This window comes from Methylobacterium sp. P1-11 (assembly GCF_008329595.1).
In the GTDB taxonomy this organism is placed as follows: domain Bacteria; phylum Pseudomonadota; class Alphaproteobacteria; order Rhizobiales; family Beijerinckiaceae; genus Methylobacterium.
Window position 1 is genome coordinate 119,104 of record NZ_NPKS01000006.1, and the last position, 25,893, is coordinate 144,996.

The window sequence follows — 25,893 nt, forward strand, 5'->3', positions numbered from 1 at the left end:
TCCGCCCCATCCGCACGGGGCGGAGGGACGGAGGCGATCCTGATCGGCAACGGCGAGATGGTGGCCCGGCTGGCGCTGGCGGCCCTGTTCGGGAGCGTCATTGGGCTGGAGCGGGAGCGCCTGCTCTGGGCGGCCGGCCTGCGGACGCACATGCTGGTCTGCGTCGGCTCCTGCCTGATCATGCTGGTCTCGGCCTTCGGCTTCTCCGACGTGCTGGGCACCGCACACGTCGTGCTCGATCCCTCCCGTATCGCCGCGCAGGTGGTCTCCGGCATCGGCTTCCTGGGCGCGGGGACGATCCTGCTGCGCGGGGAGGTGGTGAAGGGCCTCACCACGGCGGCCAGTCTCTGGGGCGTCGCGGCGATCGGGCTGGCGATCGGCAGCGGCCTCTACGTGCCGGCCCTGGCCGCGACGGCGCTCATCGTCGGCATCCTGGCCGGGGTGAAGCCGTTTGAGGAGCGCTGGCGCGACCGGATGCGGGCCCAGACGCTGCGGCTGACCGCGCGGACGGGAACGATCTCGATCGACACCCTGCAGGCGGCGACCGGCGAGCGCGCCTCGCGGGTCCGGACCTTCAAGGTCCATCCGGGCCCTGACCCGGACCACGACGAGGTAACGATCACGTTCGTGCGCCTGTCCCGGACGAGCTTCGAGGCGATCGCGGCGAAGCTGCGGGCGATGCCCGATGTCACCTCGGTGGAAGTGGCCGAGGAGTGACGGCGTCCGGCGCAGCACCCTCCGTCACCGCGGGCGCTGCGCAGCGAACCAGGGCAGCGCGATGCCGGCGGTTGTGGCGCAGCCGGATGGCTGCGCCCCGCTGGCTCAGACGGAGCCGAAGTCTTCGATCGAGGACCGTCCGGGCCGGTGGCTGATCACGCCGCCCCGGCGCCCTCGCCGTCGAGGAACAGGCGGTAGGCCGGGTTCTCGGTCTCGTCGGTGGCCGGATAGCCGAGCGCCTCGATGACGGCGTCGAACCGCGCGCGCCCGGCCGGCGGCACCGCGATGCCGGCGAGCACCCGGCCGTAATCGGCGCCGTGATTGCGGTAATGAAACAGCGTGATGTCGAAATCCGGCCCCAAGGCATCGAGGAACTTCATCAGCGCGCCCGGCCGCTCCGGGAACTGGAAGCGGAACAGCCGCTCATGGGCGACGCCGACGGCGCGGCCGCCGACCATGTAGCGGACATGGACCTTGGCCATCTCGTTGTCGCTCATGTCGAGGACCCGATAGCCGGCCTCCCGCAGCGAGCCGATCAGCGCCTGCTTCTCGCGCTTGCCGCCGCTGATGTTGATGCCGACGAAGATCTGGGCCTCGGATCCCGGCGCGTGGCGGTAGTTGAACTCCGTGATGGCCCGCGGCCCGAGGGCGTTGATGAAGGCACGATAGGCGCCGGGGCGCTCCGGGATGGTCACGCCGATCAGGACCTCGCGCTGCTCGCCGATCTCGGCACGCTCGGCGATATGGCGCAGGCGGTCGAAATTCAGGTTTGCCCCCGACGAGATGGCGATCAGCGTGCCGTCCCCACCCTCGCGCTCGGCGTAGAGCTTGGCGCCGGCCAGACTCAGCGCCCCGGAGGGCTCCGACACCGCGCGGGTGTCGTCGAAGATGTCCTTGATCGCGGCGCACATGGCATCGGTGTCGACGGTGATGACCTCGTCGAGGTGCTCACGGCAGAGCCGGAACGTCTCCTCGCCGGCCTGACGCACGGCGACGCCGTCGGCGAACAGGCCGACGCTGGGCAGGCTGACCCGGGTGCCGGCCGCCAGCGCCGCTGCCATGCAGGCGGCGTCCTCGGGCTCGACGCCGATCACCTTGGTGCCCGGCCGAAGGTATTTCACGAAGGTGGCGATCCCTGCGGCCAGCCCGCCGCCGCCCACCGGCACGAAGATCGCCTCGATCGGCCCGGTATGCTGCTCCAGGATCTCCTTGCCGATGGTCCCCTGGCCGGCGATCACGTCGGGATCGTCGAACGGGTGCAGGAAGGTCAGGCCTTGCTCGGCCTCGAGGATCTTCGCCTGCGCGAGCGCCTCATCGAAGGCGTCGCCGTGCAGCACCACCTCGGCGCCGCGAGCCCGGCAGGCATCGACCTTGATCGACGGGGTGGTGCGCGGCATCACGATGACCGCGCGCGCGCCGAGCTTGGCGGCGGCGAGCGCCACGCCCTGCGCGTGGTTTCCGGCGGACGCGCAGACGACGCCGCGGGCGATCTGGTCGGGGCTCAGGCCCGACATCTTGTTGTAGGCACCGCGCAGCTTGAACGAGAAGACCGGCTGGAGATCCTCGCGCTTCAGCAGAACCGGCCGGCCGAGCCGCTGCGTCAGGCGCGGCATCGGATCGAGGGGGCTCTCGATCGCCACGTCGTAGACGCGGGCGGTGAGGATCTTGCGGATGTAGTCCGTCACGGTGTGGAGTCTCGGCCGATGTGCAGGGCTATGCCGGCCAGATAGACCCTCCGGCCCGCGGATGCGAGCGCGCCCGGCGCGAGGCAGATCAGCCCAGCCGCTCGACCAGCGCCGCCACCCAGACGAGCAGGGCGGCCATCTGCGCCATGAAGGTGCCGGCGGAGGCGAGGTCCTTCACGGTGCCGATCATCGGATGATGACCCGGATGGACATGGTCGCAGAGCTTCTCGACGGCGGTGTTGAGGAACTCGGCGGCCAGCATCAACAGCAGGCTGCCCATCAGGGCGACGCGCACCCAGAGCGTCGCGCCGAGGAAGAGGGCGACCGGCACGCCAAGGGCCAGGAGCACGAGTTCCTGCCGCACGGCCCGCTCGGTGCGCGCGCCGTGGCGCAGGCCGCGCCAGGAATTCAGGAAGGCGAGAACCAGGGCGTTCATCGGATGGCCGTCTCCGGCACGGACCGGCTGATCCACTTGGCGAGCAGCGGGCCGGTGAGCAGAACCACGAACAGGCGCAGGGTCTGGACCGCCAGCACGAAGGAGACGTCGGCCTTCGAGCCGACCGCGATGATCGCCACCGAATCGAGGCCGCCGGGGCTCGTGGCCAGCACCGCGGTGAGGAGGTCGATCGGCAGAAGCAGAGTCAGCCCCCAGCCCCAGGCCGCGCACAGGGTGATGACCGAGAAGGTCGCCGCCAGGATTCCGGGCAGGGCCGTGACGGTCAGGCGCAGCGTCTCACGGGTGAACCGTAGGCCGACATAGATGCCGATGCAGGCGTAGGCGAGTTCGAGGATCGGCACCGGCAGCGCCATGCGGACGAGGCCGGTGGCGTGAAGCAGGCTGCCGAGCACCATCGGGCCGACCTGCGCGCCGGCCGGGACACGCAGCGCGAGCGCCGCACCCGCACCCACGACCGCGACGGCGAGCGTCGCGAGCAGCGAGAGCGGACCGGTCGCCTCACCCACGCCCGCAGCCGCTCCCGGGACCGGGGTTTCCATCAGGAAACGGGCGGCCAGCGAGGCCGAGAACACCACCGCGGCGACGCGGACATACTGCATGAAGGCGACGAGGCGCGGATCGGCGCCGAAATCCTCCGCCATGGCGACCATGGCCGAGGCGCCGCCGGGGGAGGAGCCCCAGGCCGCCGTGGTCCCGGGGAGCACGCGCAGGCGGGTCAGGATCCAGCCGACGAGCCCGCTGACCGCGACGGTCACCAGCACGACGGCGACGATGAGCGGCCCGTCCGCCAGCAGGGTCTGGGCGATCTGCCCGGTGACCGCGTGCGCCACGAGGCAGCCGATCGCCGCCTGCGAGGCCTGGAACGCGGAACGGGGCACGCGCAGGCGCGAGCCGCCGACACCGAAGGCGATGGCCGCGATCATCGGCCCGAGCAGCAGCGCGGCCGGAAACTGCGCGCGCACGAGGCCATACGAGACGAGTGCGGACGCGGCGGCGAGGGCGGCCCAGAGGCCGATTGTGCGGAGAGGGGGCAAGGCAACCGATCGGGAGCGGCCCGCACGAGCCGGCAGGCGTCAGGCGCGCGCTATACCGCAATATTGGCCCTGTCACGGCAGAGTTTCGGCACGGCGCCCCCGCGCCGGGATCAGGGCTCGCGCGTCAGGCCCGCGAAGGCGGCGTCGAGGCGCGCCCGGGCCTCGTCCAGCCCCTTGCGGCGGGCGTCGAGCCATATGCGGTCGGCCGCCAGCCGGTCCCGGGCGCCGGCCAGCATGCGCCGGACCTCCGCGGGTTGCGGTCCGCCGAGTCCCTTGGCGGCGTCGACCATGCCGCGCGCCGACAAAGCCGCCCGGAAGCGGGCCTCGTCGAGGGGCAGGTCCGGCATCAACCCCGACCCGGCAACGGCCTCGGCGTAGATCCGCCGCACCTCCGGGAAGGGCAGATCGGCCGGGCGCAGATCGTGGCCGCGGCCGTAGCCCACGAGTTCCGACGCGAAGTGGTGGCCGAGCCGGAACGGCACGTCCGCCTCGCGCTGGAGCGTGTCGGCAAGTTCGGTGGTGGTCGCGTAATCCGCCGCGACCTCGTCGGCGGCGCGCGCCCGGTCCACGACCAGCCCGTCGAGGACGCGGGTCCAGCGCCGGCACATCTCGGCGGCCTCGGCGAGCGTCCGCCCCGGCGGCTCGTCCTGGTTGCGCTTGTAGTCCGGCATCCCGGACTCGACGTTGTGGGCCATGATGACGAAGGCCTGCGCAGCGCCGACCACGTCGCTGGCCTTCATGCGCAGGGCATAGAGCGCCACGGGATTGCGCTTCTGCGGCATGATGCTGCTCGGTCCGGTCAGCGCGCCCTCCCGAAGCAGGATCCACGGCCGCGTCTGGTGATACTGGGCGTAGAGGTCCTGCGCGAAGCTGCCGGCGATTGTGGCGAGGTTGCCCGCCAGACCGGTCAGCTCCAGGCCGAGATCCATGGGCGCGAGCTGGCCGGCATCGTAGCTGTTCTCGACCGGCCCGTCGAAGCCGAGCAGCGCCGCCAGCCGGTTGCGATCCACCGGGAAGCTCGACGTCCCGAGGGCAGCCGCGCCCAGCGGCGACAGGTTCAGGCGCGCCCAGGCCTCCCGCAGGCGATCCGCGTCGCGGGCGAGCACGGCCGCGTAGCCCAGATAGAGGTGGCCGAGCGTCGTCGGCTGGGCCTGGACGCCGTTGGTATAGGCCGGGACGATCGTGTCGGCCTCGCGATCGGCGACCGCCAGCAGGGCGGCCCGGGTCGCGTTCAGGGCCGCGGCGAGGGCGAGGAGGCGGTCGCGCTGCTCGAGCTTCAGCACCGTCGGGATGATGTCCTGGCGGCTGCGCCCCGAATGCATCCGGGTGGCGTCGGGGCCGGCGATGGCGGTGATCAGCGGCTCGATCCGGAGGTAGTCGTCCGGCCGTTCCGCACCCGGCTTGGCGGCGTCGGCGGCGACCTGATCGAGGGCGCGGGCGATGGTCGCGGCCAGTGGACGCGGGACGATGCCGGTCTCCACGCTCATTACCAGGGAGGCCCGGTCGATCTGATCGATCCGCGCGAAGCTGTCGGTCGGCGCGGCGCGGGCGCCGACGGGGGCCAGCAGCACCAGAGCCCCCCAGATCATCCTGCGCCGCATCGGCCTGCTCCGCATGTTCTGACCGGTCCTGATAGACCCGCCGCGCGTCCGTCCGCATCACGACCTCATGACGCGAGCGCCTCACGCCACCGCGTCGTCGCCCCGGTAGGCCGTGGTGCCGGGCGGCGCGTGCGCCCGGAAGAAGGCGGCGAGGCTCGCCAGTCCCGCGGCGCGCGGATCGCTCGCCCGCCAGACCAGCGCGATCGTCCGACCGGGACCGTCGACATCGAAGGCCCGGGTGACCGTCAGGCCGCTGGGATCGGGATTGGCGGGCACCGCGAGGGCCGGAAGCAGCGTGTATCCGGCGCCCGCGGCCACCATCGAGCGGAGCGTCTCCAGGCTGGTGGCGTGGCGGCCGACCGAGGAGCCGGCGCCGCAGGCCGCGATCGTCTGGTCGCGCAGGCAATTGCCTTCGTCGAGCAGCAGGAGGTCCGGCCCCGCGATCTCGGCGGCCGAGAGCGCGCCGCCCCGGGCGAGGGTGTGCTCGGACGGGCAGGCGAGCCAGAACGGCTCGACGAACAGCGGCGAGACCGCGAACCCGCCGGACGGCAGCGGCAGCGACACCAGGGCCGCGTCGACGCGGCCGTCGCGCAGGCCCTCGACGATGTCGGCGGTCCGCGATTCCGACAGCGACAGCATCAGCAGCGGGTACTGCTCGCGCAGCGGCCGCAGCACCAGCGGGAAGAAGTAGGGGCCGAGCGTCTGGATCGCCGCCAGGACGAGCCGGCCGGTCAGCGGCGAGCCGCGGCCCTCGCTGGCGAGCGCCAGCAGCCGATGCGCCTCCGCGAGCACCACCCGCGCCTGCCGCACGATCGCCTGCCCGGCCTCGGTGAGCAGGACCCGGCGGTTCGAGCGCTCGAACAAAGTCAGGCCGAGCGCGGTTTCCAGCTTACGCACCTGCACGCTCAATGTGGGCTGGCTGACATTACAGCGCTCGGCGGCCCGGCCGAAATGCCCCTCGTCGGCGACCGCGACGACATATTCGAGATCCCGAAGCGAGAGGCCGGCCAGATTCATAGGCTGCGTCTATCAGAACCTTTGTGACGATGCATTTGCCTCGGGGTCACGCCGGGGTCATAACCTTTCACCAGAACGGTTCCAGGCTGACCTCGTCCGCCGAGAGCCTTCGCAGAACGGAGAGACGGTACGCATGAGCGATCAACGCCCGATCCTGACCACCCGCCAGGGCCATCCGGTCCGCGACAACCAGAGCACCCGAACGGTCGGTGAGCGCGGCCCGGCGACGCTCGAGAACTACCAGTTCATCGAGAAGATCACGCATTTCGATCGCGAGCGGATCCCGGAGCGGGTCGTCCACGCCCGCGGCGCCGGCGCCCATGGCTGGTTCGAGGCCTACGGCAAGATCGGCGACGAGCCGGCCTCCAAGTACACCCGCGCCCGCGTTCTGAACGAGACCGGCGTGAAGACGCCGATGTTCGTGCGCTTCTCCACCGTCGCCGGCGCGAAGGAGAGCCCGGAGACCGAGCGCGACCCGCGCGGCTTCGCGGTGAAGTTCAAGACCGTCGACGGCAACTGGGACCTCGTGGGCAACAACCTCAAGGTCTTCTTCATCCGCGACGCGATCAAGTTCCCGGACATGATCCACGCGTTCAAGCCGGATCCGGTGACGAACCGCCAGGAGGCATGGCGCTTCTTCGACTTCGTGGCCCAGCACCCCGAAGCGATCCACATGGTGACGCACCTGAAGTCGCCCTGGGGAATCCCGGCCAATTACCGGGAGATGGAAGGCTCGGGCGTCAACACCTACAAGCTGGTCAACGACCAGGGCGAGGCGGTGCTCTGCAAGTTCCACTGGATCCCCAAGCAGGGCGTCCGGAACCTGACCTCGAGCCAAGCGTCCGAGATCCAGGCCAAGGATGTCGGCCACGCGACCCGCGACCTGTACGACAACATCAAGGCCGGCAACTTCCCCGAGTGGGAATTCGCCGTGCAGATCATGCCGGACGGCCCGAACGACCACCTCTCGTTCGACCCGCTGGACGACACGAAGCTCTGGCCGGTGGACCAGTTCCCGCTCCTGCCCTGCGGCCGGATGGTGCTCGACCGCGTGCCGGACAACTTCTTCGCTGAGGTCGAGCAGTCGGCCTTCGGCACCGGCGTTCTGGTCGACGGCATCGACTTCTCGGACGACAAGATGCTCCAGGGCCGGACGCTGTCCTACTCGGACACCCAGCGCTACCGCGTCGGCGCCAACTACCTGCAGCTGCCGATCAACGCGCCGCAGCCCGGCGTGAAGGTCTATTCGAACCAGCGGGACGGGCAGATGACCTACGGTGTCGACGGCACCGGCCCGAACAAGCACATCAACTACGAGCCCTCCACCCTGGCCGAAGGCCTGCGCGAGGCGCCGAAGCCGGCCAAGGACTATCACCAGCCGGTCCAGGGCAATCTCGGCCGCTACCAGACCTCGCGCACAGAGGACGACTACACGCAGGCCGGCGTGCGCTACCGCTCCTTCGAGGATTGGGAGCGCGAGGACCTGATCGCCAACCTCGTGGCCGACATGAAGCAGTGCCCGGAGCCGATCCAGCTGCGGATGGTCTGGCACTTCTGGCACGCCGACGAGGATTACGGTCGCCGGGTCGCAGAGGGCGCCGGGATCGACCTGGAGAAGGCCAAGGCCCTGCCGCCGCTGCCGGGCCGGGCCGCCCCGGGCAAGCGCCTGCAGTCCGAGACCTACACGGACGGGTCGCAGGCCCACCGGGTCGCCGCCGAGTAAGCCGCGCGCGCCGCGACCACGATCGAAGCCCCGCGCGGTCACCCGGCCGCGCGGGGTTCCTGTTTGGACACCCAGCGGGGACGGCGATGACGAGTGTCGTGCAGCGCGGGCTCGGCCCGAACGCCGTCGTCGGCGGCATGCGGATCTCCTATCTGGCGCGCAGCGACGAGACGGGCGACGGCCTCGGCATCTATCGGGTCGACATGGATCCGCGGACGCCCGGTGCCGGACTGCACCGCCACGCCCGGCTGACCGAGACCTTCTCGGTCGAGGCGGGCCGGCTCGCCCTGCATGTCAGCGATACGGACCACGCGCTCGGGCCAGGCGATTTCGCGCTGATCCCGCCCGGGATCGCCCACGCCTTCGCCAATCGCAGCGAAGAGCCGGTCCGCTTCACCCTGAGCTTCGCGCCGGCGCTGGGTCGTGAGGGCTTCTTCGAGGGGCTGGCGCAGCTGGCCGCGGAGGGCCGCCTCTCGGATCGGGTCGCGATGACCGACCTGATGGCGCGCTACGATCAGGAACCGCTGGCCGGTTTCGCGGGCTGGAGCGACGCCAGCGGCTGAGCCGCTTTCCCGCGCATCTCAGGCTCGGCCGCGCTGACCTTGCGGTCGCGGCCCGCGGCCTGGCCGATCAGGATCGCCGCGACGGCGATGCCGACGAACAGGGCCCCCGGCACGCCCCAGCCGCCCGTGGACTCATGGGCCAAGCCGAAGACCAGCGGCCCGAGGCAGGCGCCCGTGTAGCCGATGCCCTGCGCCATGGCCGAGAGCCCTGCGGCGCTCGCCGCGTCGGCGGCGCGCAGGACGATCAGGGTGAGACCGAGGCCGAAACACCCGCCGATGCCGAAGCCGAGGGCGCCGGCAGCCGGAATGCGCAGTGAGTCCGCCCCGAAGGCGAGGACCAGGAAGGCCACGGCGGTGAGGCCCGGGATGGCCACGATCCAGCCCCGCTGATCCCGGGCGCGCGCGGCCAGCATGGCGGTGAGGAGCGCGCCGGGAGCCTGAACCAGCGTGGTCAGCGAGGCGTAGAGCCCGGCATCGAGCGGCGTGAGGCCGCGTCCCTGCAGCAGCAGCGGCAGCCAGCCGAACAGGATGTAGGCGAGCGACGATTGCAGGCCCATGAAGCCGGTCACCCACCAGGCCAGCGGGTCGCGCAGCAGTCGCCCGGCGGAGGGCGCGGCGGTCGACATCGTCCGGCGCGCGAACGGGATCCACACGAAGGCGGCGACGAGCGCCGGCAGCGACCAGACCGCCAGGGCAGAGGGCCATCCGCCCCCGAGGGCGTGCTCCACCGGAACCGCCGCCCCGGCGCCGGCGGCGGCGCCGAGGCACAGGGTCATCGTGTAGAGTCCGGTCATCAGACCGCCGCTGCCGGCGAAATCGCGCTTCACGAGGGCCGGCAGCAGGACGTTGTCGAGGCCGATCCCGATCGCGGCGAGCGCCGTTCCGGCGAAGAGCGGCACGAGGCCGCCGAGGCCGCGAAGCGCCAGGCCGGCCACCAGGATCGTCGATCCGGCGAGAACCGCGAGGTCGGGCCCGATCCGGCGGATCAGCGGCGCGGCCAGCGCGCAGGCGATGCCCAGGCACAGGACCGGCAGCGTGGTGAGGATGGCGACGCCGCCGGCACCGAGGCCGGTGCCGTCCCGGATCGTCGCCAGCAGCGGGCCGACCGTGCTGAGCGCCGGGCGCAGGTTGAACGCCACCAGCATCAGCGCCAGGCCGAGCAGGAAACGGTTCGCGCTGGTGCGCCCCGGGCTCACGGCCGCCGCCGCGCGATCACGGCACCGCCGAGGCAGGCGGCGAGCATCAGCGCGAAGGCGGCATCGCCGAACTGGCCATAGAGCGTGCCGCCGACGATGCGGGCGGGCAGATCCGCGTCGAGCCAGGTCTCCGCGTCCAGCCTCGTCCGGGCGACGATTCGGCCATGCGGGTCGATCACTGCGGAGATCCCGGTATTGGCGTCGCGCACGAGCGGCAATCCCTCCTCGACCGCCCGCAGGCGCGCCTGGGCCAGGTGCTGGCGCGGACCGGGCGTGTCGCCGAACCAAGCGTCGTTGGTGACGTTCAGGATGAGCCCCGGCGGCTGCGGCGACGGCGCGGCGTGTCCGAGAGGCAGGATCGCGCCCGGGAAGATCGCCTCGTAGCAGATCGTCGCCGCCACCGGCGGCAGGCCCGGAACCGTCAGGATCCGTTGACCGGCGAGTGATCCAGCCGAGAAGCCGCCCGGAATGGCCACGAACTGCCGTAGGCCGAGGGCCCGCAGGGCGGCATCGAGCGGCGCCGGGAGGTATTCACCGAACGGAACGAGGTGGACCTTGTCGTAGCTGTCGGAAATCGTGCCGTCCGGCCCGATCACCATGACGGCGTTGAAGAAGCGCAGGCGCTCGCCCGGCAGCGGCTCCTCGGCACGGGCCGCCCCGGTGATCAGCTGCTGCCCGGGCTTCAGGCCGGCCGCCACCTTGGCCAGGGCGTCGGGATCCCGCTGGATCAGGAACGGGAAGGCGGATTCCGGCCAGACGATGTGGGTCGGCTCGGGCGCCCCCGCCTCGGTCGGGCGCTGGCTCAACTCGATGTAGCGGTCGACGATATCGGCCCGGTTTTCCGGCCTGAACTTGGCATCCTGCGGCAGGTTCGGCTGAACGAGGCGCAGCCGGATTCCGGACACGGCCGGATCGGGCGGGCCGAGCCGCTCGGCGCCGGCGAGGGCCATGCCGATGAGCATGATGGCGGCGGCGACGCTCGGCCCGAACCGGTCGCGCCGAGTCGCGCCGGTGGCCAGGGTCGCGGGCGCCGCGCAGACGAGCACGGCCAGGATGCACAGGCCGTAGAGCCCGATCGTCGCGGCCCATTGCATCAGCCAGAGGTTCTGGGCCAGCGCCATCCCGAGGGTGTTCCAGGGGAAGCCCGTGAATAGGTGACCGCGCAGCCAGTCGGCGGCGCCGAGCCCGAAGGCGAGGGCGGCGATCCGCGCCGCGCCCCGGCCCCATAGCAGGCCCGCCGCGCCGAAGCCGGCCCCGTAGAACAGGCCGAGGACGAAGGGCAGGCCGACGACGCCCAGCGGCAGGGCCCAGAGGAACTCGTCGGCCTCCACCAGGAAGGCCTGGCCCAGCCACCAGAGACCGGCGGTGAGATAGCCGAAGCCCCAGGCCCAGCCGACCAGGAAACAGGGCCAGAACCGCCGGAGGGTGGTCCGGTCGGAGGCGGCCCCGTCCTGCAGCCAGACCGCGACCGTCAGGGACAGGACGAGGGCCGGCAGGATGCCGTAGGGCGGCATGGCCAATGCGCCGAGCGCGCCCGCGAGCCACGCAAGCCCGAGCCGGCGCCAGCCGGTCAGGCGCCCGATAGCCCGGACGGCGCCCGGCACGCGCGCGCGCTCCGGATCGGACATGGGACCCCGCATCGGCCCGCGCATGGATGCGCCGACCGCCGAGGGCGACCGGGCGAAACCGTCCGCCGCACCCGTCACGCCGCGACCGTCACGGGTGCGGCGTCTCGGCGACCGGCTTGCTCGACGGCGGGGGCAGGGCGAGCGGCACGACGGCACCGATCCGCGCCGCACCCTTGTGGAACCGCAGGCGCTTCAGGCGCCGGGGATCGGCATCGAGAACCTCGAATTCGAGATCGCCCGGGCCGGCGATCAACTCGCCCCGCGACGGGACGCGGCCGGCCAGCGTGACGATCATGCCGCCGAGCGTGTCGATCTCCTCGGCCATCTCGCCGACCGCCGCCACGAGGTCGACGCCCGTCACCTCGGAGACCTCGGCCAGCGGCGTGCGCGCGTCGGCCACGAAGACCTCGCCCTCGCCGTCGACGCGCTGGACGTATTTGTCCTCGGCGACGTCATGCTCGTCCTCGATGTCGCCGACTACGACCTCGATCAGATCCTCGATGGAGATCAGCCCGTCGGTGCCGCCATACTCGTCGATGACCAGGGCCATGTGGGTGCGGGTCGCCTGCATGCGCACCAGCAGGTCGATGGCCGGCATCGAGGGCGGCACGAACAGGACCGGACGCTGGATGCGCGCAGCCGCCAGAGTCGTCGTCAGGTCGACCTTGCCGAGATCCAGCCCGCGCGGCAGGCGCGCCGCCGGCCGGCGCGGGCGCGGTGCCGCGGATGCATCCGCGGCACCGTCGACCGTCGTCTCCGCGGGCTTCACGACGGCCGGCGCGCTGCGCCGGGCCGGCTCCGCCTTGGCGGCGATGTGGTCGACGAGGTCGCGGATATGGACCATGCCGCGGGGATCGTCGAGGGTCTCGCCGTAGACCGGCAGCCGGGAATGACCCGCCGTGCGGAACAGCTTGAGCAACTCGCCGAGGCTCGTGTCGTTCGACACGGCGACGATGTCGGCCCGGGGCACCATCACGTCGTCGACGCGCACCTTGTGCAGGCCGAGGACGTTCTTGAGCATGACGCGCTCGAGCGGGGTGAGGCCGCTCTCGCCGGCATCCGGCTCCGCCAGCGCCTCCTCAAGGCCTTCGCGCAGCGAATCGCGCGGCTTGAGATGGAGGGCCTGAAGCAGGCGGTCGTACCAGGGCTCCCGGTGCTGGGATTCACCCTCGGTGGAACTGGGCGCGGCCAGGGCCGCGCCGCGACTTCGATCGTTGCTCATGTCTCTCGGGTCTGGGGTCGATCGGGCGTCGCGCGCTCAGGCATAGGGATCCGGGATGCCGAGGGTCGCGAGAGCCGCGACCTCGAGGGCTTCCATGGCATCGGCCTCGGCCTCGCCGATCTCGTGGTCCTGACCGAGACAATGCAGGGTGCCATGGACGAGGAGGTGGGCGAGGTGATTCTGGAGCGGCTTCGACTGCTCCGCACTTTCGCGCACCAGGGTCTCGTAAGCAAGGACCACGTCGCCGAGCGGCGTCGGGACGCCGGGATGAGCCGGCTGCGGTGCGGCCGGGAAGGACAGGACGTTGGTCGGCTTGTCCTTCCCGCGCCAGGTCCGGTTGAGATCCTGCACGGCGGCGTCGTCGGTCAACAGGACGCTGACCTCGACGGGGCCGCCAGGCTTCTCGGGCGCGATGGCGAGGCCGGCTTCCACGGCGCGCATGATTAAGGCCTCGAGGTCCGGGATCGCCGCCTCCCAGCGCGCGTCCTCGACGGCGAGATCGATCGCGTGCGGCATGCTCACGCCAGCGGCCGCCGCCGTGGATTGGGATTGCGGTCGGTCTCCGCGCTGCCGTGGGCGGCGCGCTCGTAGGCGGTGACGATCCGGCGGACGAGGTCGTGGCGGACCACGTCGACATCCTTGAACCGCACGTGCCCGATCCCCGAGACGCCGTCCAGCACGCTGACCGCTTCCACGAGGCCCGATTTCTGGCCTGGCGGCAGGTCGATCTGGCTCGGATCGCCCGTGATGATCATGCGCGAGCCCTCGCCCAGGCGGGTGAGGAACATCTTCATCTGCATGGAGGTGGTGTTCTGCGCCTCGTCGAGCAGGACCACCGCGTTGGTCAGGGTCCGCCCGCGCATGAAGGCCAGTGGCGCAATCTCGATCGTGCCGGTCTGCAGGCCGCGGTCGACGTGGCGCGCCTCCATGAAATCGTAGAGGGCGTCGTAGATCGGCCGCAGGTAGGGATCGACCTTCTCGCGCATGTCGCCCGGCAGGAAGCCGAGGCGCTCGCCGGCCTCGACCGCCGGACGCGACAGGATCAGCCGCTCGGCATGGCCCTGTTCCAGCAGCGACACGGCGTGGCCGACGGCGAGCCAGGTCTTGCCGGTCCCGGCCGGCCCCTCGGCGAAGACCAGCTCGTTGGTGCGCAGGAGCTTGATGTATTCGTCCTGCGCCGGGTTGCGCGCGCGCACGGCCCCGCGCTTGCGGGTGGCGATCTGCTCGAAAAGCGGACTGTCGGCCTCGGCGGCAATCGCCTCGGCGGGGAACAGCGTCGCCTGGGCGGTGGCCTCGCGGATCGCGCCGTCCACGTCGCCGAGCGTCAGCGTGCTGCCGCCGGTGCGGACCCGCGCGTAGAGCTTCTGGAACACCCGCCGCGCCGTCTCGGCGGCGTCGGCCGGCCCCTTGATGACGAGGTGATTGCCGAGGGCGGTGGCGGTCACGTCCAGCCGGCGCTCGATATGGGCGACGTTCTGGTCGTATTGGCCGAAGACGAGGCTCGCGAGGCGGTTGTCGTCAAAGGTCAGCGGCACCTCGACCGCCGCGTCCGATCCGGCCGGCCGCGCCGCCGGGCCGCGACCCCGGAGCGCGCCGCGCGCGCTCGCCCCGTCCGTTGCGCTCAAGCCGTCATCCTCGCCAACATCCCCGTCTTGAACCCGCCCGTCATGCCGCCGCAGCCGCCGAGACAAGCTGCCCGAACAGGCTGTTCGAGCCGGCCTCGGTGATCCGAACGGGCACCACCTGCCCGATATGGTGAGGCGCGGCGTCGAACTGCACGGCCAGCAGGTGCGGCGTCTTGCCCGCGACCTGGCCGGGATGCCGCCCCGGCTTCTCCACCAGCACGTCGAAGACCCCGCCCTCGGCCGCCCGCTGATAGGCGTGGCGCTGGCCGTCGAGGAGCGCCTGCAGCTCCGCGAGCCGCGCCGCCATCACGGTCTCCGGCACCTGATCGCCGCGATCGGCCGCCGGCGTGCCCGGACGGGGGCTGTACTTGAACGAGAAGGCGCTCGCAAAGCCGATCTCGCGCACGAGTCGCAGGGTATCGGCGAAATCCGCGTCGGTCTCGCCCGGGAAGCCGACGATGAAATCGGAGGAGAGGGCGATGTCCGGCCGGGCGGTACGCACGCGGTCGATCAGGCGCCGATACGCGTCGCCGGTATGCTTGCGGTTCATGGCGGCGAGGATCCGGTCCGAGCCCGACTGCACCGGCAGGTGCAGGTAGGGCATCAGGGCCGGAACCTCGGCATGGGCCCAGATCAGCGCGTCGTCGAAATCGTTCGGGTGGCTCGTCGTGTAGCGGATCCGCGCGATGCCGGGGATCCGGGCCACCGCGCGCACCAGTTCGGCGAGGCCCACGGGCGCGCCGTCGGCACCGTCGCCGTGATAGGCGTTGACGTTCTGGCCGATGAGCGTGATCTCGCGCACGCCCCCTTCGGCCAGCTTCTCGGCCTCGGCGAGCACCGCCGCCACGGGCCGCGAGATCTCGGCACCGCGGGTATAAGGCACCACGCAGAAGGCGCAGAACTTGTCGCAGCCCTCCTGCACGGTGAGGAACGCCGAAGCCCCGAGCGTCCGCCGCCGGGGCAGGTGGTTGAACTTGTCCTCGACGGGGAATTCGGTGTCGACGACGCGGCGCTCCCGGGACCGCGCCAGAAGGTCCGGCAGGCGGTGGTAGCTCTGCGGGCCGACCACGACGTCAACGGCGGGCTGGCGCGCCTGGATCTCGGCGCCCTCGGCCTGGGCGACGCAGCCGGCTACCACGATGCGCGTGTCGAGACCTTGCGCTTTCCGCTCGCCCTTGAGCACGCGCAGGCGGCCGAGTTCTGAATAGACCTTCTCGGCGGCCTTCTCGCGGATGTGGCAGGTGTTGAGGACGACGACATCGGCCTCCTCGACCGAGTCGGTCGCCGCGTAGCCCTCAGCGCCGAGGACGTCGGCCATGCGCGCCGCGTCGTAGGCGTTCATCTGGCAGCCGTAGGATTTGACGAAAGCCTTCTTCAACGCGCGCCGTCCCGAACCAGTCCGCTTCCATTCTCGAGCCCGCCCTCCAGGGATGGGCCGGCGCGTGGCCTCTAGCACGGATCGTGCGGGCCGTCGCGGCGGCGGCGGCTCCCATCCGGCAATCGCAGGCTCGGCCTTCACCGAATCACAGCACCGCGTCATTCCGGGGCCGCATAGCGGAGCCCGGAATGACGCGGTGAATGTGGACTGGCGCGCGCAGACGGTGCGGGGTTCCGTCGGTCAGAACGGGGGTCCTACGCCCGAGCGTCGACGCCGGCCGCCCGTGGGCGACCGGCGCAGCCATCGAGGCTTCAGTGCGCGGCCGGCGCCGCAGCGGGCAGGTCGATGACCATCTGCTGGAAGAACGGCACGTAGGCCTGCAGCATCACGAACAGGCCGACGAGGCAGGCGAGCGCGATCGAGTGCCAGAACACGAAGCGCAGGATCTTGCCTTCCTGGCCGAAATAGCCGGTGGCCGTCGAGGCGACGACGATCGACTGGGCGTCGACCATCTTGCCCATCACGCCGCCCGACGAGTTCGCCGCCGCCATCAGCACGCCGGGCAAGCCGAGCTGCTCGGAGGTGATCCGCTGCAGCCCGCCGAACAGCACGTTCGAGGCCGTGTCCGAACCCGTGAGCGCCACGCCGAGCCAGCCGAGCAGCGTTCCGAAGAACGGGTACAGGATGCCGGTGCCCGCGAAGGCGAGGCCGAGCGTGGCATCGACGCCCGCGTAGCGGGTGAGGACGCCGAGCGCGAGCATCGCCGCGATGGTGATCAGCGAGTAGCGCAGGGCCCAGATCGTCTCGAAATAGGCCGTGACGAGGCGCAGCGGCGAGAAGCGCATGATCAGGCCGGAAATGAGCGCGGCGATCAGCACGCCCGTGCCGGTGTAGGACATGTAGGTGAACAGGAAGACCGCGCCCTCGGGGACGGGCTTGGCCACCACCGGCGGCACCTTCATGATCACGTTGTGCAGGCCCGGCACCTCGTATTTCCAGGTGAAGAGCGGGTTGACGATACCCTTGAACCAGCCGGTTCCCCAGATCGCCACCACGACCGAGAGGATGATCCACGGCACCCAGGCCATCAGGATCTCGCCCTGCGACGCGGTGCGGGCACCGGTATGGACCGGGGGCGTGCCGGGCACGCCGGCGCCGAGTGCCACCGGACGGGGTCCGGCCACGGCCAGCGACGGATCGTGGCCGCGCAGAGCCGGCGAGGTCCAGATCTCGCGGGGCTGCCAGACCTTCAGGAACAGGACCAGGGCCAGCATCGAGGCGAGCGAGGCGCCGATATCGACGATCCACGGGTTCACGTAGTTCGAGATCAGGAACTGCGCGACCGCGAAGGTGGCGCCGCAGACCAGGATCGGCGGCCACACCCGGATCATGCCGCGGAAGCCCGCGAACACCCAGATGAGCCAGAACGGCACGATCAGCGAGAACAGCGGCAGCTGCCGGCCGATCATCGCGCCGAGGATCTCGGGCGGGTAGCCGGTCACCGAGGCGAGGCCCTGGATCGGCGCGCCGAGCGCTCCGAAGGCGACGGGGGCGGTGTTGGCGATGAGCGACAGGCCCGAGGCGGCGAGCGGCGAGAAGCCGAGGCCGATCAGGATCGCGCCCGTGACGGCCACCGGCGTGCCGAAGCCGCCTGCGCCCTCGAAGAAAGCGCCGAACGCGAAGGCGACCAGGAGCAGCTGCAGGCGCCGGTCAGCCGTGATGCCGGCGACCGATTGCTGCAGGATCGCGAACCAGCCCTTCTCCACCGTCAGCCGGTAGAGGAAGATGACGTTGAGGATGATCCAGCCGATCGGGAAGAAGCCCGTGACCATCCCGAGGATGGCCGCCCGGGTGGCGAGTTCGGTTGGCATGCCGAAGCCGACGATGGCGACCAGCATGGCGAGGCCGAGGGCGATGACGGCCGCGATATGGGCCTTCACCCGCCCGCTGGCGATCATTGCGAGCAGTGCGATGACCGGCACTGAGGCGGCGAGCGTCGAGAGCCAAGCGCTCCCGAACGGATCGTAAACCTGATTCCAGGTTTGCAACGGGCGTCCTCCACAATTCCCGACTGTTCCGGGTTGCGGCTTAGCTAGCAGACGGATTCCGCCTGCTCAATGCGTTGCATCATGTATTCCGGCGGTCATTTCTCCAGATTATTCTTGCGTGGACAGCCAAACACACCCAGTGCAACTCCAGCCCCACCCGTGCTGCCAACATGACGCACCGCGTGCAGGCCTGCATTCGGCATCGGAACCGGCCGAGCCTGCTGATCAGGACTGGAGTCCTTCAAGAGTATGCTGCCCGGAAGCGTCCCGGTCTCCGGGGGTGAAGCTGCGTCGCACGGTGGCGCCATCGGAGCTCCGGTCATGCTCCGGACCGGCATCATCCCGCTCGCAAGACCGCGGCTTGGCGTAGCGCAAGACTGAACGACGTGGCGCTGGCTGGCTTGCCGCGCCTGCGCGCAGAGACCGCGCGGGCGACGCCCTCGGACCATACGCCCGGATCATCACACCGAAGCGGATCCCGTTCGCTGCATACGTGACCCTGCCTGCACGGACGGCACCCGAGGCGGGTTCAGATCGCCGCGACCTCCGAGCCCTGGAGACCGAGATCCGGTGAAGCCGGCCGCGCATCCGGCGCGGGCAGGCTGCCGCCGCTCGCACGCATGCCCCGCAGGGCCGCGCGCACCTCGGCCTCGGCGGCGGCCGTCGCGGCCTTTCGGTCTGTGGTGGCCTCGAAGGCGATCGGCGCCCCCCAGACGACGTGGACGTCGATCGGGCCGCCTTGCAGGAAGGCGGCAAGGTGGGGCGCCAGTTCCATGTCGCCGTACCACGCGATCTCGGCGCGCTCGGCGCGCGTCACCGGCAGGCCGTTGCGACGCGGATAGGCGATAGCCAGCGGCTGGAGGCGCACCCGCCCGCGCCCGGCCTCGGCCTGCAGGGCCGCGCGGGCCGCGCCGACCAGCGAGGAGCGGAACGGCAGGAGCCGGGTGCCATCACCGGTGGTCCCTTCCGCGAACAGCACGACCAGCTCGCCCTCGGCCAGGCGATGGCCCATGGCGGTGCTGACGTGGGCGGTCGCGCCGCGCCGCTGGCGGTCGATGTAGATCGTCCGCTGCAACCCGGCGAGGGTGCCGATCAGCGGCCAGCCGGCAATCTCGGACTTCGCCACGAAGGAGAGTGGCCGCAACGCGCCGATCACGATGATGTCGAGCCACGACACGTGGTTGGCGAGGACCAGAGCAGGCTCGCCGAGGACGGGCGGCATGCCGCTCTGTGTCACCCGTACGCCGAACAGGCGCAGGACGGTGCGGTGAAACAGGATCGGCGCCAGGGCCGTGCGGCGGCCCAGCAGGCGCAGTGCGATCCAGTGCGGCGGTCCCAGCAGCGCAAAGGCGAGAGCGAGGGCCGCGACCCGCCAGGCAATGCCGAAGCGGCTCACGGCGTCACAGATCGGCGCTCATCGTCAGCGCGGTCGCCCGGCTGCCGTCAGCCTTCAGATAATAGCCGGTGCGCGAGCCCACCTGCCGGAACCCGTGCCGCGCGTAGAGGCGGAGGGCAGGCGCGTTGCCCTCGTCGACTTCCAGATGCACCCGGGCGACCCCGTCGAGCGCGAGGCTCGACAGATGCTCGCGGAGCAGCTTGCGGCTATGGCCGCCGCCGCGCAGAGCCGGGGACAGCACGACCGTCAGGATCTCGGCCTCGTCGGCCGCCCGGCGCGAGAGCACGAAGCCCTGAAGCATCCCGGCGCGCCACAGGCCATGCGCGTGGGTCGAGCGCTCGCAGAGCATGCGCTCGAATTCGTGCGCGTCCCACGGGCGCGCGAAGGCCGTCGCGTGGAGCCGGGCAAGGGCAGGGGCCTGCGCGGCGTCGCGGAGGGGGGCGACGTAGGGCTCCGGGGTCAGCGCGTCCCACCACGCGAACCACCAGTCGAAGGGCCAGAAGGGGAGCGGGCGCGTCATCGCCGTGCGATCCGCGCATGGTCCTGCGGCCGCGCATCCGGGCCTCGCAGGTAGAGGGGCCGGGGCAGCGCCTGCGCCGGATCGGCGACGAGGCCGAGGGACGCCACCGACACGATATCGGGACCAGCCACGTTGGCGACGCGGGCTTCGACGCCGCGCTCGGCCAAAGCCGCAGCCAGCAACGGCGCGCCGGAGCCGGTGAGCACCACCGGGCCGGAGCCCAGCCGCTCGGCCGCCTCGTCGACGGGGAGATGCGCGGGCGCGAGGCCGTCGCCGGATCCCAGGGCCTGGACGTAGACGGCGCCGTGGCGGGCATCGATCACCGCCGCGATCGTACCCTCGACGGTCTCGGCCAGGAGGGGTGTCAGGAGGGCCGAGAGGGTGCCGACTCCCACCACTGGCTTCCCGGTCGAAAGTCCGATCGCCCTCGCCGCCGAGAGCCCGACCCGCAGCCCGGTGTAGCTGCCCGGCCCGACCGTGACGGCGACGCGGTCGATCGCTTCGAATCCGCCCTCGACCCGGGCGATCACCCGCTCGATCAGCGGCAGCAGGGATTCCGCGTGGCCGCGCGCCATCGGCAGCGACTCGGCGGCGAGGGGCGCCTCGGCATCCTCCGCCATGACGCAGGCGGCGCAGGTGTCCAGCGCTGTGTCGATGGCCAGGATACGCACGCTCACTCCCACGGGCCGGTCAGAACCGGCCATTGCCTCCCTGCGCTGCGACGGGCGCGCAGAGTCTCAAGCGTTAGAGCAAAACCGCCGCGTCGTCAGCGTCGGGGCAGCCGCGCCGGACGGATCAACGGTGGAGTGTTGCCGGCTTGCGCCGGTGGACGTCGACGGTGCGCGGGCCGTCACGCGGCGCGCACGGTCTCGAGGAAGCGGCGCACCTCCTCGGTGAGGCGGCCGGATTGCCGAGACAGATCGGAGGCCGATTCCAGCACCTGCGCGGCCGCCATGCCGGTTCCTTCCGCGGCCTTGGCAACGCCGGCGATGTTGCCCGTCACCGCACCGGTTCCGCTCGCCGCCTCAGCGACGTTGCGGACGATCTCCCGCGTGGCCGCACCCTGCTCCTCGACCGCGGCCGCGATGCCGGCCGCCAGATCGTCGATCTCGCGGATCCGGCCGGTGATCGCGCCGATCGCGGCGACCGCCGCATGGGTCGTTCCCTGGACCGCGCCGATCTGGGCCGCGACCTCGTCGGTGGCGCTGGCGGTCTGGCTTGCCAGCGCCTTGACCTCGGCGGCGACCACCGCGAAGCCGCATCCGGCTTCGCCGGCCCGGGCCGCCTCGATCGCCGCGTTTAGCGCCAGCAGGTTCGTCTGGCCTGAGATGGCAGCAATCAACCCGACCACGGTGTCGATCTTCGCCACGACACCGCTCAGCGCCTGCATCCGATGGACGGTCTGGTCTGCCTCGCCCACGGCCCGTCGGGCGAGATCGGACGCGTTCTCGACCTGCCGGCCGATCTCGGTGATCGAGGTGCCGAGTTCCTCGGCCGCCGCCGCCACGGTGCCGACGTTGGAGGCGGCCTCCTCGGCGGCGGTCGCCACAGCGCCGGACTGGTTCGCCGCCTCGGCAGCCGCGGACGTCATACGCGCGGCGGTGGCCTGCAGCTCCGCCGCGGAGGCGGAGACCTGGGCGGCGATACCGCCGACCGCCTCCTCGAACCGCGCCGCCAGGGCGACCGTCGCGTGCCGCCGTTCCTGAGCGGTGGCCGCATCAGCCCGGCGCAGGCGCTCGGCCTCCTCGGCTGCCTTCCGCACCATCATGGCCTTGATTCCATCGACCGCCCGTCCGACGGCGCCGATCTCGTCGCGACGGCGCGCCTCCGCGATCTCCGCCATGACCTCGCCGCGGGCCATGCGCTCAAGCGCGGCGACCAAGCGGCCCAGGGGCCGGGAGATCCCGAGGACGGAAACCAGGCTCGCGCAGACGACGCCGGCGAGCAATCCGAGGGCACCGAACCCGATCAGACCGTAGCGGGCCGCCCCGGTCTGGACCGTGAGCGCATCGGACCGCGCGTACATGCTGCCTTCGATGGCATCGCCGAGCCGCTTCCCCTCGATGCCGAGGGTCGTGATGCTCGGATCGATCTCCTCACGCGCGCGGTCGAGCGCCGCAGCCCTCTGACCCGCCAGGGCCAGGCCGCGCACCGCCAAAGCCTGCGCGACAAAGAGGTCGGTGCGGTCCCGCTGGGCCAGTACCAAGTCGGAGAAGGCCGGGACCTGCCGGGCCAGTTCGGCGAGCGTCTCGCCGGTCTCGCCGACAACCGTGTCGAACCGGCCAACGATCGAGCGGATCCGTTCCGGGTCGGTCTCGCCGATCAGGCGGTACAGCAGGTAGGCCAGCGTCATATGCAGCCGGTTGCTGCGGCGGACATTCGAGACCGCCTTCGCGTCGCGGACGATCATCGTGGAATAGGCAGCATCCACCGCCATCATGCGGTTCTGCGCAAACCAGATGCAGCCGCCGACGATCACGGCGACGATCAGATTGATCGACAGGAGCTTCGTGAGGAGCTTCGTGCGCGCGAGGACGTCCATGCGAATCTCCGGGAACGATCCGCAACCCGGACAAGCCGCAACAGCATTCGTCAAGATAAATTCGTGTATTACCCGGAGCCGATTATTCAACAAATCGAAGATGCGGACGATCCGTGACTAAGTCATACTCGCCCGCAAATTGCCCAACAGCCGGACAACGCGCCGGCTCAAGAAACGCTATTCGCCCATCTGCGACGCATCGTAATCGGCCGGATAACCGCCACCGGGGCACCGCCAACCTGTTGATGGCCGCTCAGCAGCGGCCACAGGCTGGCCGGTGTGACGCGGCGGGCAACATTCGCCCGAGGGCCATACCCGATGGCATGGCCCGCAGGCTGCTCTGTGAGGCCGGATCGTCAGATCGCCTGGACCTCGCGGATCTCCGGCAGGAAGTGACGGAACAGGTTCTGCACGCCGTGCCGGAGGGTCGCCGTGGAGGATGGGCAGCCCGAGCAGGCACCCTTCATCTCCAGATAGACCACGCCCTCCTTGTAGCCGCGGAAGGTGATGTCGCCGCCATCGCCCGCTACCGCCGGGCGCACCCGGGTCTCGAGCAGGTCCTTGATGGTCACGACGGTGTCGTGGTCGGCCTCGTCGTAGAACTCCTCGCCGGCCTCGATCTCGCCGTGGCCGCCCTCGGCCATCACCGGCGCGCCGGACTGAAAGTGCTCCATGATCGCGCCGAGCACGGCCGGCTTGACCTGCGCCCACTCCGAGCCATCCTCGGCCTTGGTCACGGAGATGAAGTCGTGGCCGAAATACACGCCTGCCACGCCCGGAACGGCGAACAGCGCCGACGCCAGAGGGGACCGGGCGGCGGCCTCGGCGTCCCGCGCCTCGAAGGTCGATTCAGCCAGGACGACACGGCCGGGCAGGAACTTCAAGGTGGCCGGGTTCGGCGTGGCTTCGGTCTGGATGAACATGATGGGATCACTCCGCTGCGCCGGTTCAAGGCCGGCCGGGACAGGCGCCGCGAGGCGCCACCTTCCATGTGGACCGGCAAGCGGATTTTCTCAACCGGTCGACCCGGTCTCGCCTGCCCGTGAGAGTGGACATTCGAGCGGCGTCACGACAGGACGGGCGGCATCGGGAAGCCAGAGGAGCCGGCAGTGGACGTGACCGCGGACCAGACCCTCGCGCAGGAATTGCTGACGGATCTGCGCGAGGCACAAACCAAGCTGGAAGCGGCGCGTTCGGAAGCGGCTTCGCTCAAGGTGCTCCTCGCGTTGCGCACGCACCAGCACGACCAGGCCTGGCAGGACGGGCGGCGCCTTGCGGCGGCGCTCGAGAACGCGGAAGCGCGGTCGGAGGCAGCATCCGTCGCGGAGACGGTCGCCCGGAACCACGCGGCCGCAGCCGAGGCCGCCGCCATGGCCGACGAGCGCACCGAGGCGGTGCGGACCGTCCTTGGGGCCGTTCTCGCGAGCATCGGCCCCCGCGCCCTCGACCGGCGCCGGTTCCAGGACCTGATTGCCCGGGCCGGCCGAGAGGCGCCGGATCAGGGTCCCGGCGCGGCTCGGCACGCGGTGCTCCTGACCGAAGCGCGACGGGTCTTGGGGATCGCAGAATAGGCCGTGCGCCGGCGCGCCGTTCGCCTCCAGACGCCGCGGGCAGGGTTAACTGACGCTTAACCCCACTCTCCCATCGTCGCCCCGGGACGGACAGGAGATCGACCGCATGCTGATCAGCGAGCACCACGTGCGCGAGTGCGCCTATTACATCTGGGAGAACGAAGGCCGGGTTCACGGGCAGGCTGCTGCCCACTGGATCCGCGCCGAAGCCGAACTGCGCGCGAACACGATCATCGCGGCTGCCCCGGCATCCGAGACGGCCGAGACACTGAAGCCCTCCAAGGCCACCCCTGCGAAGTCCGGTGCCGCGAAGCCGTCCGCTTCCAAGACCGCCTCCGCCAAGCCTGCCGCCGTCAAGCCTGTCGCCGCAAAGCCGGCGGCCACCAAGGCGCCGCCCGTGAAGGCCGCCGCGAAGCCGGCCGCCCCGAAAACCGCCCGGGCCTCCAAGACGGCCGTTACCGCAGGCCTCGCCGCGAAGGCGAAGCCCGCCCGCACCCCGGCCTCGATGCACTGACGGACCGACGCTTCGGCGTTGCCGAGCCCCTCTTCGAAGCCCGTCCCTTAGCAGGGGCGGGCTTCTTTCGTTCGTGCGCCCCGACCGGACGGAACTGACCGACACCCGACAGGTTGTCCGGCCTGGCTCGCCTGGGTGGAGGCTTCGCGCATTTCGGCGTGACGGCAGACTTCACGGAGGTCCGCCGCCAGATCGGTAAAGGCGGCGACGAACTGATGCCCGTCTTCCCGTTGGAGGGGATCGAGCAGGAAAGGGAAACGATCAAGGCCTACCGCTCGATCCTGTTGAAGCGGCGCTACCTGTCCGAGGTCCGGCCCTTCCCCAGTGTCCGGCCGCTGTCCGAACGGATCCGCGCCGCCGGCCCGTAGATTGCGCTCACCTCATCGGGAAAGCGCTCCGAGGTCGAGCGCTATACTGAGATCTTAGGGATCGGCGACCTGCTCAACGTCGCCACGCGTTCGGACGATACCGACCGATCGAATCCGCACCCCGACAGGCTCGAAGTCGCCCTGAAGAAGCTGGACCGCATGACGCACGACGATATCCGCGTCGTCGGCGATACGCCCTACGATGCCGAGGCTGCCGCGAAAGCAGGCCTGGGCTGGATCGAACTCGTCTGCGGCGGCTTTCCAGAGACGGATCTTATCGCAGCCGGCTGCGTGGCGATCGACCGTGATCTGCCGGATCTAAACAACCGATTCGCGCAGCCGCCGCTCGCCGGCAGGTGAATTGCGCCTGGGCAAGCAGCTTTTGCGAAAGTGCCACCGTCGTCCACACTTTCCCGCCGCGCTGTTGCCTGAGGGTAACGCGGAGCGATGCCGGCTACGTATTCACGCGAAAGGGGCTGGTACCGAACGACTGAAAGGCGTAGCGACCCGCCCGCCAATCTGGATTCCTTCGAAGGACAAGCGCCTCGCATGCCCCAGACTCACCAGGCCAGCCCGGCACCGCGCTTCGTACCGGCCGCCAAGACGCTGTCGGAGCAGATCGCCGATGCCGTCGAGAGCCGGTCGACCCCGCTGAGCCAGTTGCTCCGCCTGATGGCCGCGCTCGAGGCCGAGGGGGGCAACGAGGCCCTACGCCTCCGGCTCCGCGCCCGGATCGGTGCTCCGCTCGACGCCTGAGCGCAACGTCGCGGATCAAGGCCGCCGGTGTCGATGACGCCGGCTTCCGCGCTTCACCGGCGGCGAGGCCGCCTGTGCAACGCGGCTCATGCAGGCGAAGTAGATGCGTCGCCCGATCTCTTCGAGTTCCAGCCCTTGGGGATTGGGCGCGGAAAAGACCTTGGCACGGGCCTCGTTGCGGCACGCCGCGTCCTCAGGGCTCCGGATCGGCGGCTCTGCTCGGGCAGCCCCGCAAATTAGAGCCGAGACGATCCAGGCTGAGGCGAATACCAATTTACGCGTGCTTGCCAGGGTACTCGGCATACTGACGTTCGGACCTCACTCACTCGACA

26 protein-coding genes are annotated in these 25,893 nt (G+C 70.8%); 8 read left to right on the forward strand and 18 right to left on the reverse strand.

What is annotated here, in order from left to right:
- The first annotated feature begins 57 nt into the window (after positions 1–57).
- On the forward strand, positions 58–717 hold the full coding sequence (locus CIW48_RS08345; protein ID WP_149310400.1) for an MgtC/SapB family protein: 660 nt from the start codon (positions 58–60) through the stop codon (positions 715–717).
- Between the two features lie 155 nt (positions 718–872).
- Here the strand turns inward: CIW48_RS08345 and ilvA are convergent, their stop codons facing one another.
- The 5 genes from ilvA to CIW48_RS08370 all read right to left on the reverse strand — a co-directional run bounded on the left by ilvA (position 873) and on the right by CIW48_RS08370 (position 6,511).
- Entirely contained in the window at positions 873–2,489 is a 1,617-nt protein-coding gene (ilvA, locus tag CIW48_RS08350; protein WP_348645124.1) for a threonine ammonia-lyase, biosynthetic, read from the reverse strand.
- A 1-nt stretch (position 2,490) separates the two neighbouring features.
- Positions 2,491–2,838: a diacylglycerol kinase gene (locus CIW48_RS08355; RefSeq protein ID WP_091779532.1), complete on the reverse strand. Its 348-nt coding sequence runs from the start codon at positions 2,836–2,838 to the stop codon at positions 2,491–2,493.
- Positions 2,835–3,893, reverse strand: a complete 1,059-nt coding sequence (locus tag CIW48_RS08360) for an AbrB family transcriptional regulator (protein ID WP_149310402.1) — start codon at positions 3,891–3,893, stop codon at positions 2,835–2,837. The genes CIW48_RS08355 and CIW48_RS08360 overlap by 4 nt, the downstream gene beginning before the upstream one ends.
- Before the next feature lie 110 nt (positions 3,894–4,003).
- Positions 4,004–5,494 carry a lyase family protein gene (locus tag CIW48_RS08365; RefSeq protein ID WP_149310403.1) on the reverse strand — a complete coding sequence of 497 codons (1,491 nt, stop codon included), beginning with the start codon at positions 5,492–5,494 and terminating at the stop codon, positions 4,004–4,006.
- 81 nt (positions 5,495–5,575) lie between these two features.
- Positions 5,576–6,511 carry a LysR substrate-binding domain-containing protein gene (locus CIW48_RS08370; protein ID WP_149310404.1) on the reverse strand — a complete coding sequence of 312 codons (936 nt, stop codon included), beginning with the start codon at positions 6,509–6,511 and terminating at the stop codon, positions 5,576–5,578.
- A gap of 133 nt (positions 6,512–6,644) precedes the next feature.
- Between CIW48_RS08370 and CIW48_RS08375 the strand changes: the two genes are divergently transcribed.
- Together CIW48_RS08375 and CIW48_RS08380 are read left to right on the forward strand one after the other, a co-directional pair.
- Positions 6,645–8,234, forward strand: coding sequence for a catalase (locus CIW48_RS08375; protein ID WP_149310405.1), 1,590 nt, complete (start codon positions 6,645–6,647; stop codon positions 8,232–8,234).
- A gap of 86 nt (positions 8,235–8,320) precedes the next feature.
- Positions 8,321–8,797 (forward strand): cupin domain-containing protein, encoded by a 477-nt coding sequence (locus CIW48_RS08380; protein ID WP_149310406.1) that lies wholly within the window; start codon positions 8,321–8,323, stop codon positions 8,795–8,797.
- Here the strand turns inward: CIW48_RS08380 and CIW48_RS08385 are convergent.
- From CIW48_RS08385 to CIW48_RS08440, 12 genes are all read right to left on the reverse strand, one after another.
- Positions 8,749–9,993: an MFS transporter gene (locus tag CIW48_RS08385; protein ID WP_149310407.1), complete on the reverse strand. Its 1,245-nt coding sequence runs from the start codon at positions 9,991–9,993 to the stop codon at positions 8,749–8,751. The genes CIW48_RS08380 and CIW48_RS08385 overlap by 49 nt on opposite strands.
- Positions 9,990–11,621 carry an apolipoprotein N-acyltransferase gene (lnt, locus tag CIW48_RS08390; RefSeq protein WP_246695168.1) on the reverse strand — a complete coding sequence of 544 codons (1,632 nt, stop codon included), beginning with the start codon at positions 11,619–11,621 and terminating at the stop codon, positions 9,990–9,992. Before lnt ends, CIW48_RS08385 begins: the two co-directional genes overlap by 4 nt.
- 88 nt (positions 11,622–11,709) lie before the next feature.
- A complete protein-coding gene (locus CIW48_RS08395; RefSeq protein ID WP_149310409.1) occupies positions 11,710–12,843 on the reverse strand; it encodes a hemolysin family protein in 1,134 nt (377 codons plus the stop codon).
- A gap of 36 nt (positions 12,844–12,879) precedes the next feature.
- The gene (gene ybeY / locus CIW48_RS08400) at positions 12,880–13,359 is read right to left on the reverse strand and encodes an rRNA maturation RNase YbeY (protein ID WP_149310485.1); all 480 of its coding nucleotides are present in this window, start codon (positions 13,357–13,359) and stop codon (positions 12,880–12,882) included.
- Positions 13,360–13,361: 2 nt separating this feature from the next.
- Positions 13,362–14,378 (reverse strand): PhoH family protein, encoded by a 1,017-nt coding sequence (locus CIW48_RS08405; RefSeq protein ID WP_246695175.1) that lies wholly within the window; start codon positions 14,376–14,378, stop codon positions 13,362–13,364.
- A 130-nt stretch (positions 14,379–14,508) separates the two neighbouring features.
- Positions 14,509–15,846, reverse strand: a complete 1,338-nt coding sequence (gene miaB, locus CIW48_RS08410) for a tRNA (N6-isopentenyl adenosine(37)-C2)-methylthiotransferase MiaB (RefSeq protein WP_149310411.1) — start codon at positions 15,844–15,846, stop codon at positions 14,509–14,511.
- A 311-nt stretch (positions 15,847–16,157) separates the two neighbouring features.
- Positions 16,158–17,894 (reverse strand): L-lactate permease, encoded by a 1,737-nt coding sequence (locus tag CIW48_RS08415; RefSeq protein WP_149310412.1) that lies wholly within the window; start codon positions 17,892–17,894, stop codon positions 16,158–16,160.
- Between the two features lie 529 nt (positions 17,895–18,423).
- Positions 18,424–19,290, reverse strand: coding sequence for a lysophospholipid acyltransferase family protein (locus CIW48_RS08420; protein WP_149310413.1), 867 nt, complete (start codon positions 19,288–19,290; stop codon positions 18,424–18,426).
- Between the two features lie 4 nt (positions 19,291–19,294).
- Positions 19,295–19,810 carry a GNAT family N-acetyltransferase gene (locus CIW48_RS08425; protein ID WP_091779559.1) on the reverse strand — a complete coding sequence of 172 codons (516 nt, stop codon included), beginning with the start codon at positions 19,808–19,810 and terminating at the stop codon, positions 19,295–19,297.
- Complete coding sequence (gene tsaB, locus CIW48_RS08430; RefSeq protein WP_149310414.1) at positions 19,807–20,481, reverse strand: tRNA (adenosine(37)-N6)-threonylcarbamoyltransferase complex dimerization subunit type 1 TsaB; 675 nt, start codon at positions 20,479–20,481, stop codon at positions 19,807–19,809. Before tsaB ends, CIW48_RS08425 begins: the two co-directional genes overlap by 4 nt.
- A 179-nt stretch (positions 20,482–20,660) precedes the next feature.
- Positions 20,661–22,352, reverse strand: a complete 1,692-nt coding sequence (locus CIW48_RS08435; protein WP_149310415.1) for a methyl-accepting chemotaxis protein — start codon at positions 22,350–22,352, stop codon at positions 20,661–20,663.
- 356 nt (positions 22,353–22,708) lie between these two features.
- Positions 22,709–23,275, reverse strand: a complete 567-nt coding sequence (locus tag CIW48_RS08440; protein ID WP_091779561.1) for a NifU family protein — start codon at positions 23,273–23,275, stop codon at positions 22,709–22,711.
- 186 nt (positions 23,276–23,461) lie between these two features.
- Between CIW48_RS08440 and CIW48_RS08445 the strand changes: the two genes are divergently transcribed.
- The 5 genes from CIW48_RS08445 to CIW48_RS08460 all read left to right on the forward strand — a co-directional run bounded on the left by CIW48_RS08445 (position 23,462) and on the right by CIW48_RS08460 (position 25,561).
- Complete coding sequence (locus tag CIW48_RS08445) at positions 23,462–23,923, forward strand: atp-dependent helicase (protein WP_149310416.1); 462 nt, start codon at positions 23,462–23,464, stop codon at positions 23,921–23,923.
- Between the two features lie 106 nt (positions 23,924–24,029).
- A complete protein-coding gene (locus CIW48_RS08450; protein ID WP_149310417.1) occupies positions 24,030–24,437 on the forward strand; it encodes a DUF2934 domain-containing protein in 408 nt (135 codons plus the stop codon).
- Between the two features lie 113 nt (positions 24,438–24,550).
- Entirely contained in the window at positions 24,551–24,805 is a 255-nt protein-coding gene (locus CIW48_RS33840) for a hypothetical protein (protein ID WP_246695169.1), read from the forward strand.
- Positions 24,806–24,865: 60 nt separating this feature from the next.
- Positions 24,866–25,165: an HAD hydrolase-like protein gene (locus tag CIW48_RS33845; RefSeq protein WP_246695176.1), complete on the forward strand. Its 300-nt coding sequence runs from the start codon at positions 24,866–24,868 to the stop codon at positions 25,163–25,165.
- A 189-nt stretch (positions 25,166–25,354) separates the two neighbouring features.
- On the forward strand, positions 25,355–25,561 hold the full coding sequence (locus CIW48_RS08460; protein WP_091779567.1) for a hypothetical protein: 207 nt from the start codon (positions 25,355–25,357) through the stop codon (positions 25,559–25,561).
- A 15-nt stretch (positions 25,562–25,576) separates the two neighbouring features.
- Here the strand turns inward: CIW48_RS08460 and CIW48_RS33850 are convergent, their stop codons facing one another.
- Complete coding sequence (locus CIW48_RS33850) at positions 25,577–25,864, reverse strand: hypothetical protein (RefSeq protein ID WP_149310418.1); 288 nt, start codon at positions 25,862–25,864, stop codon at positions 25,577–25,579.
- Positions 25,865–25,893: the final 29 nt, after the last annotated feature.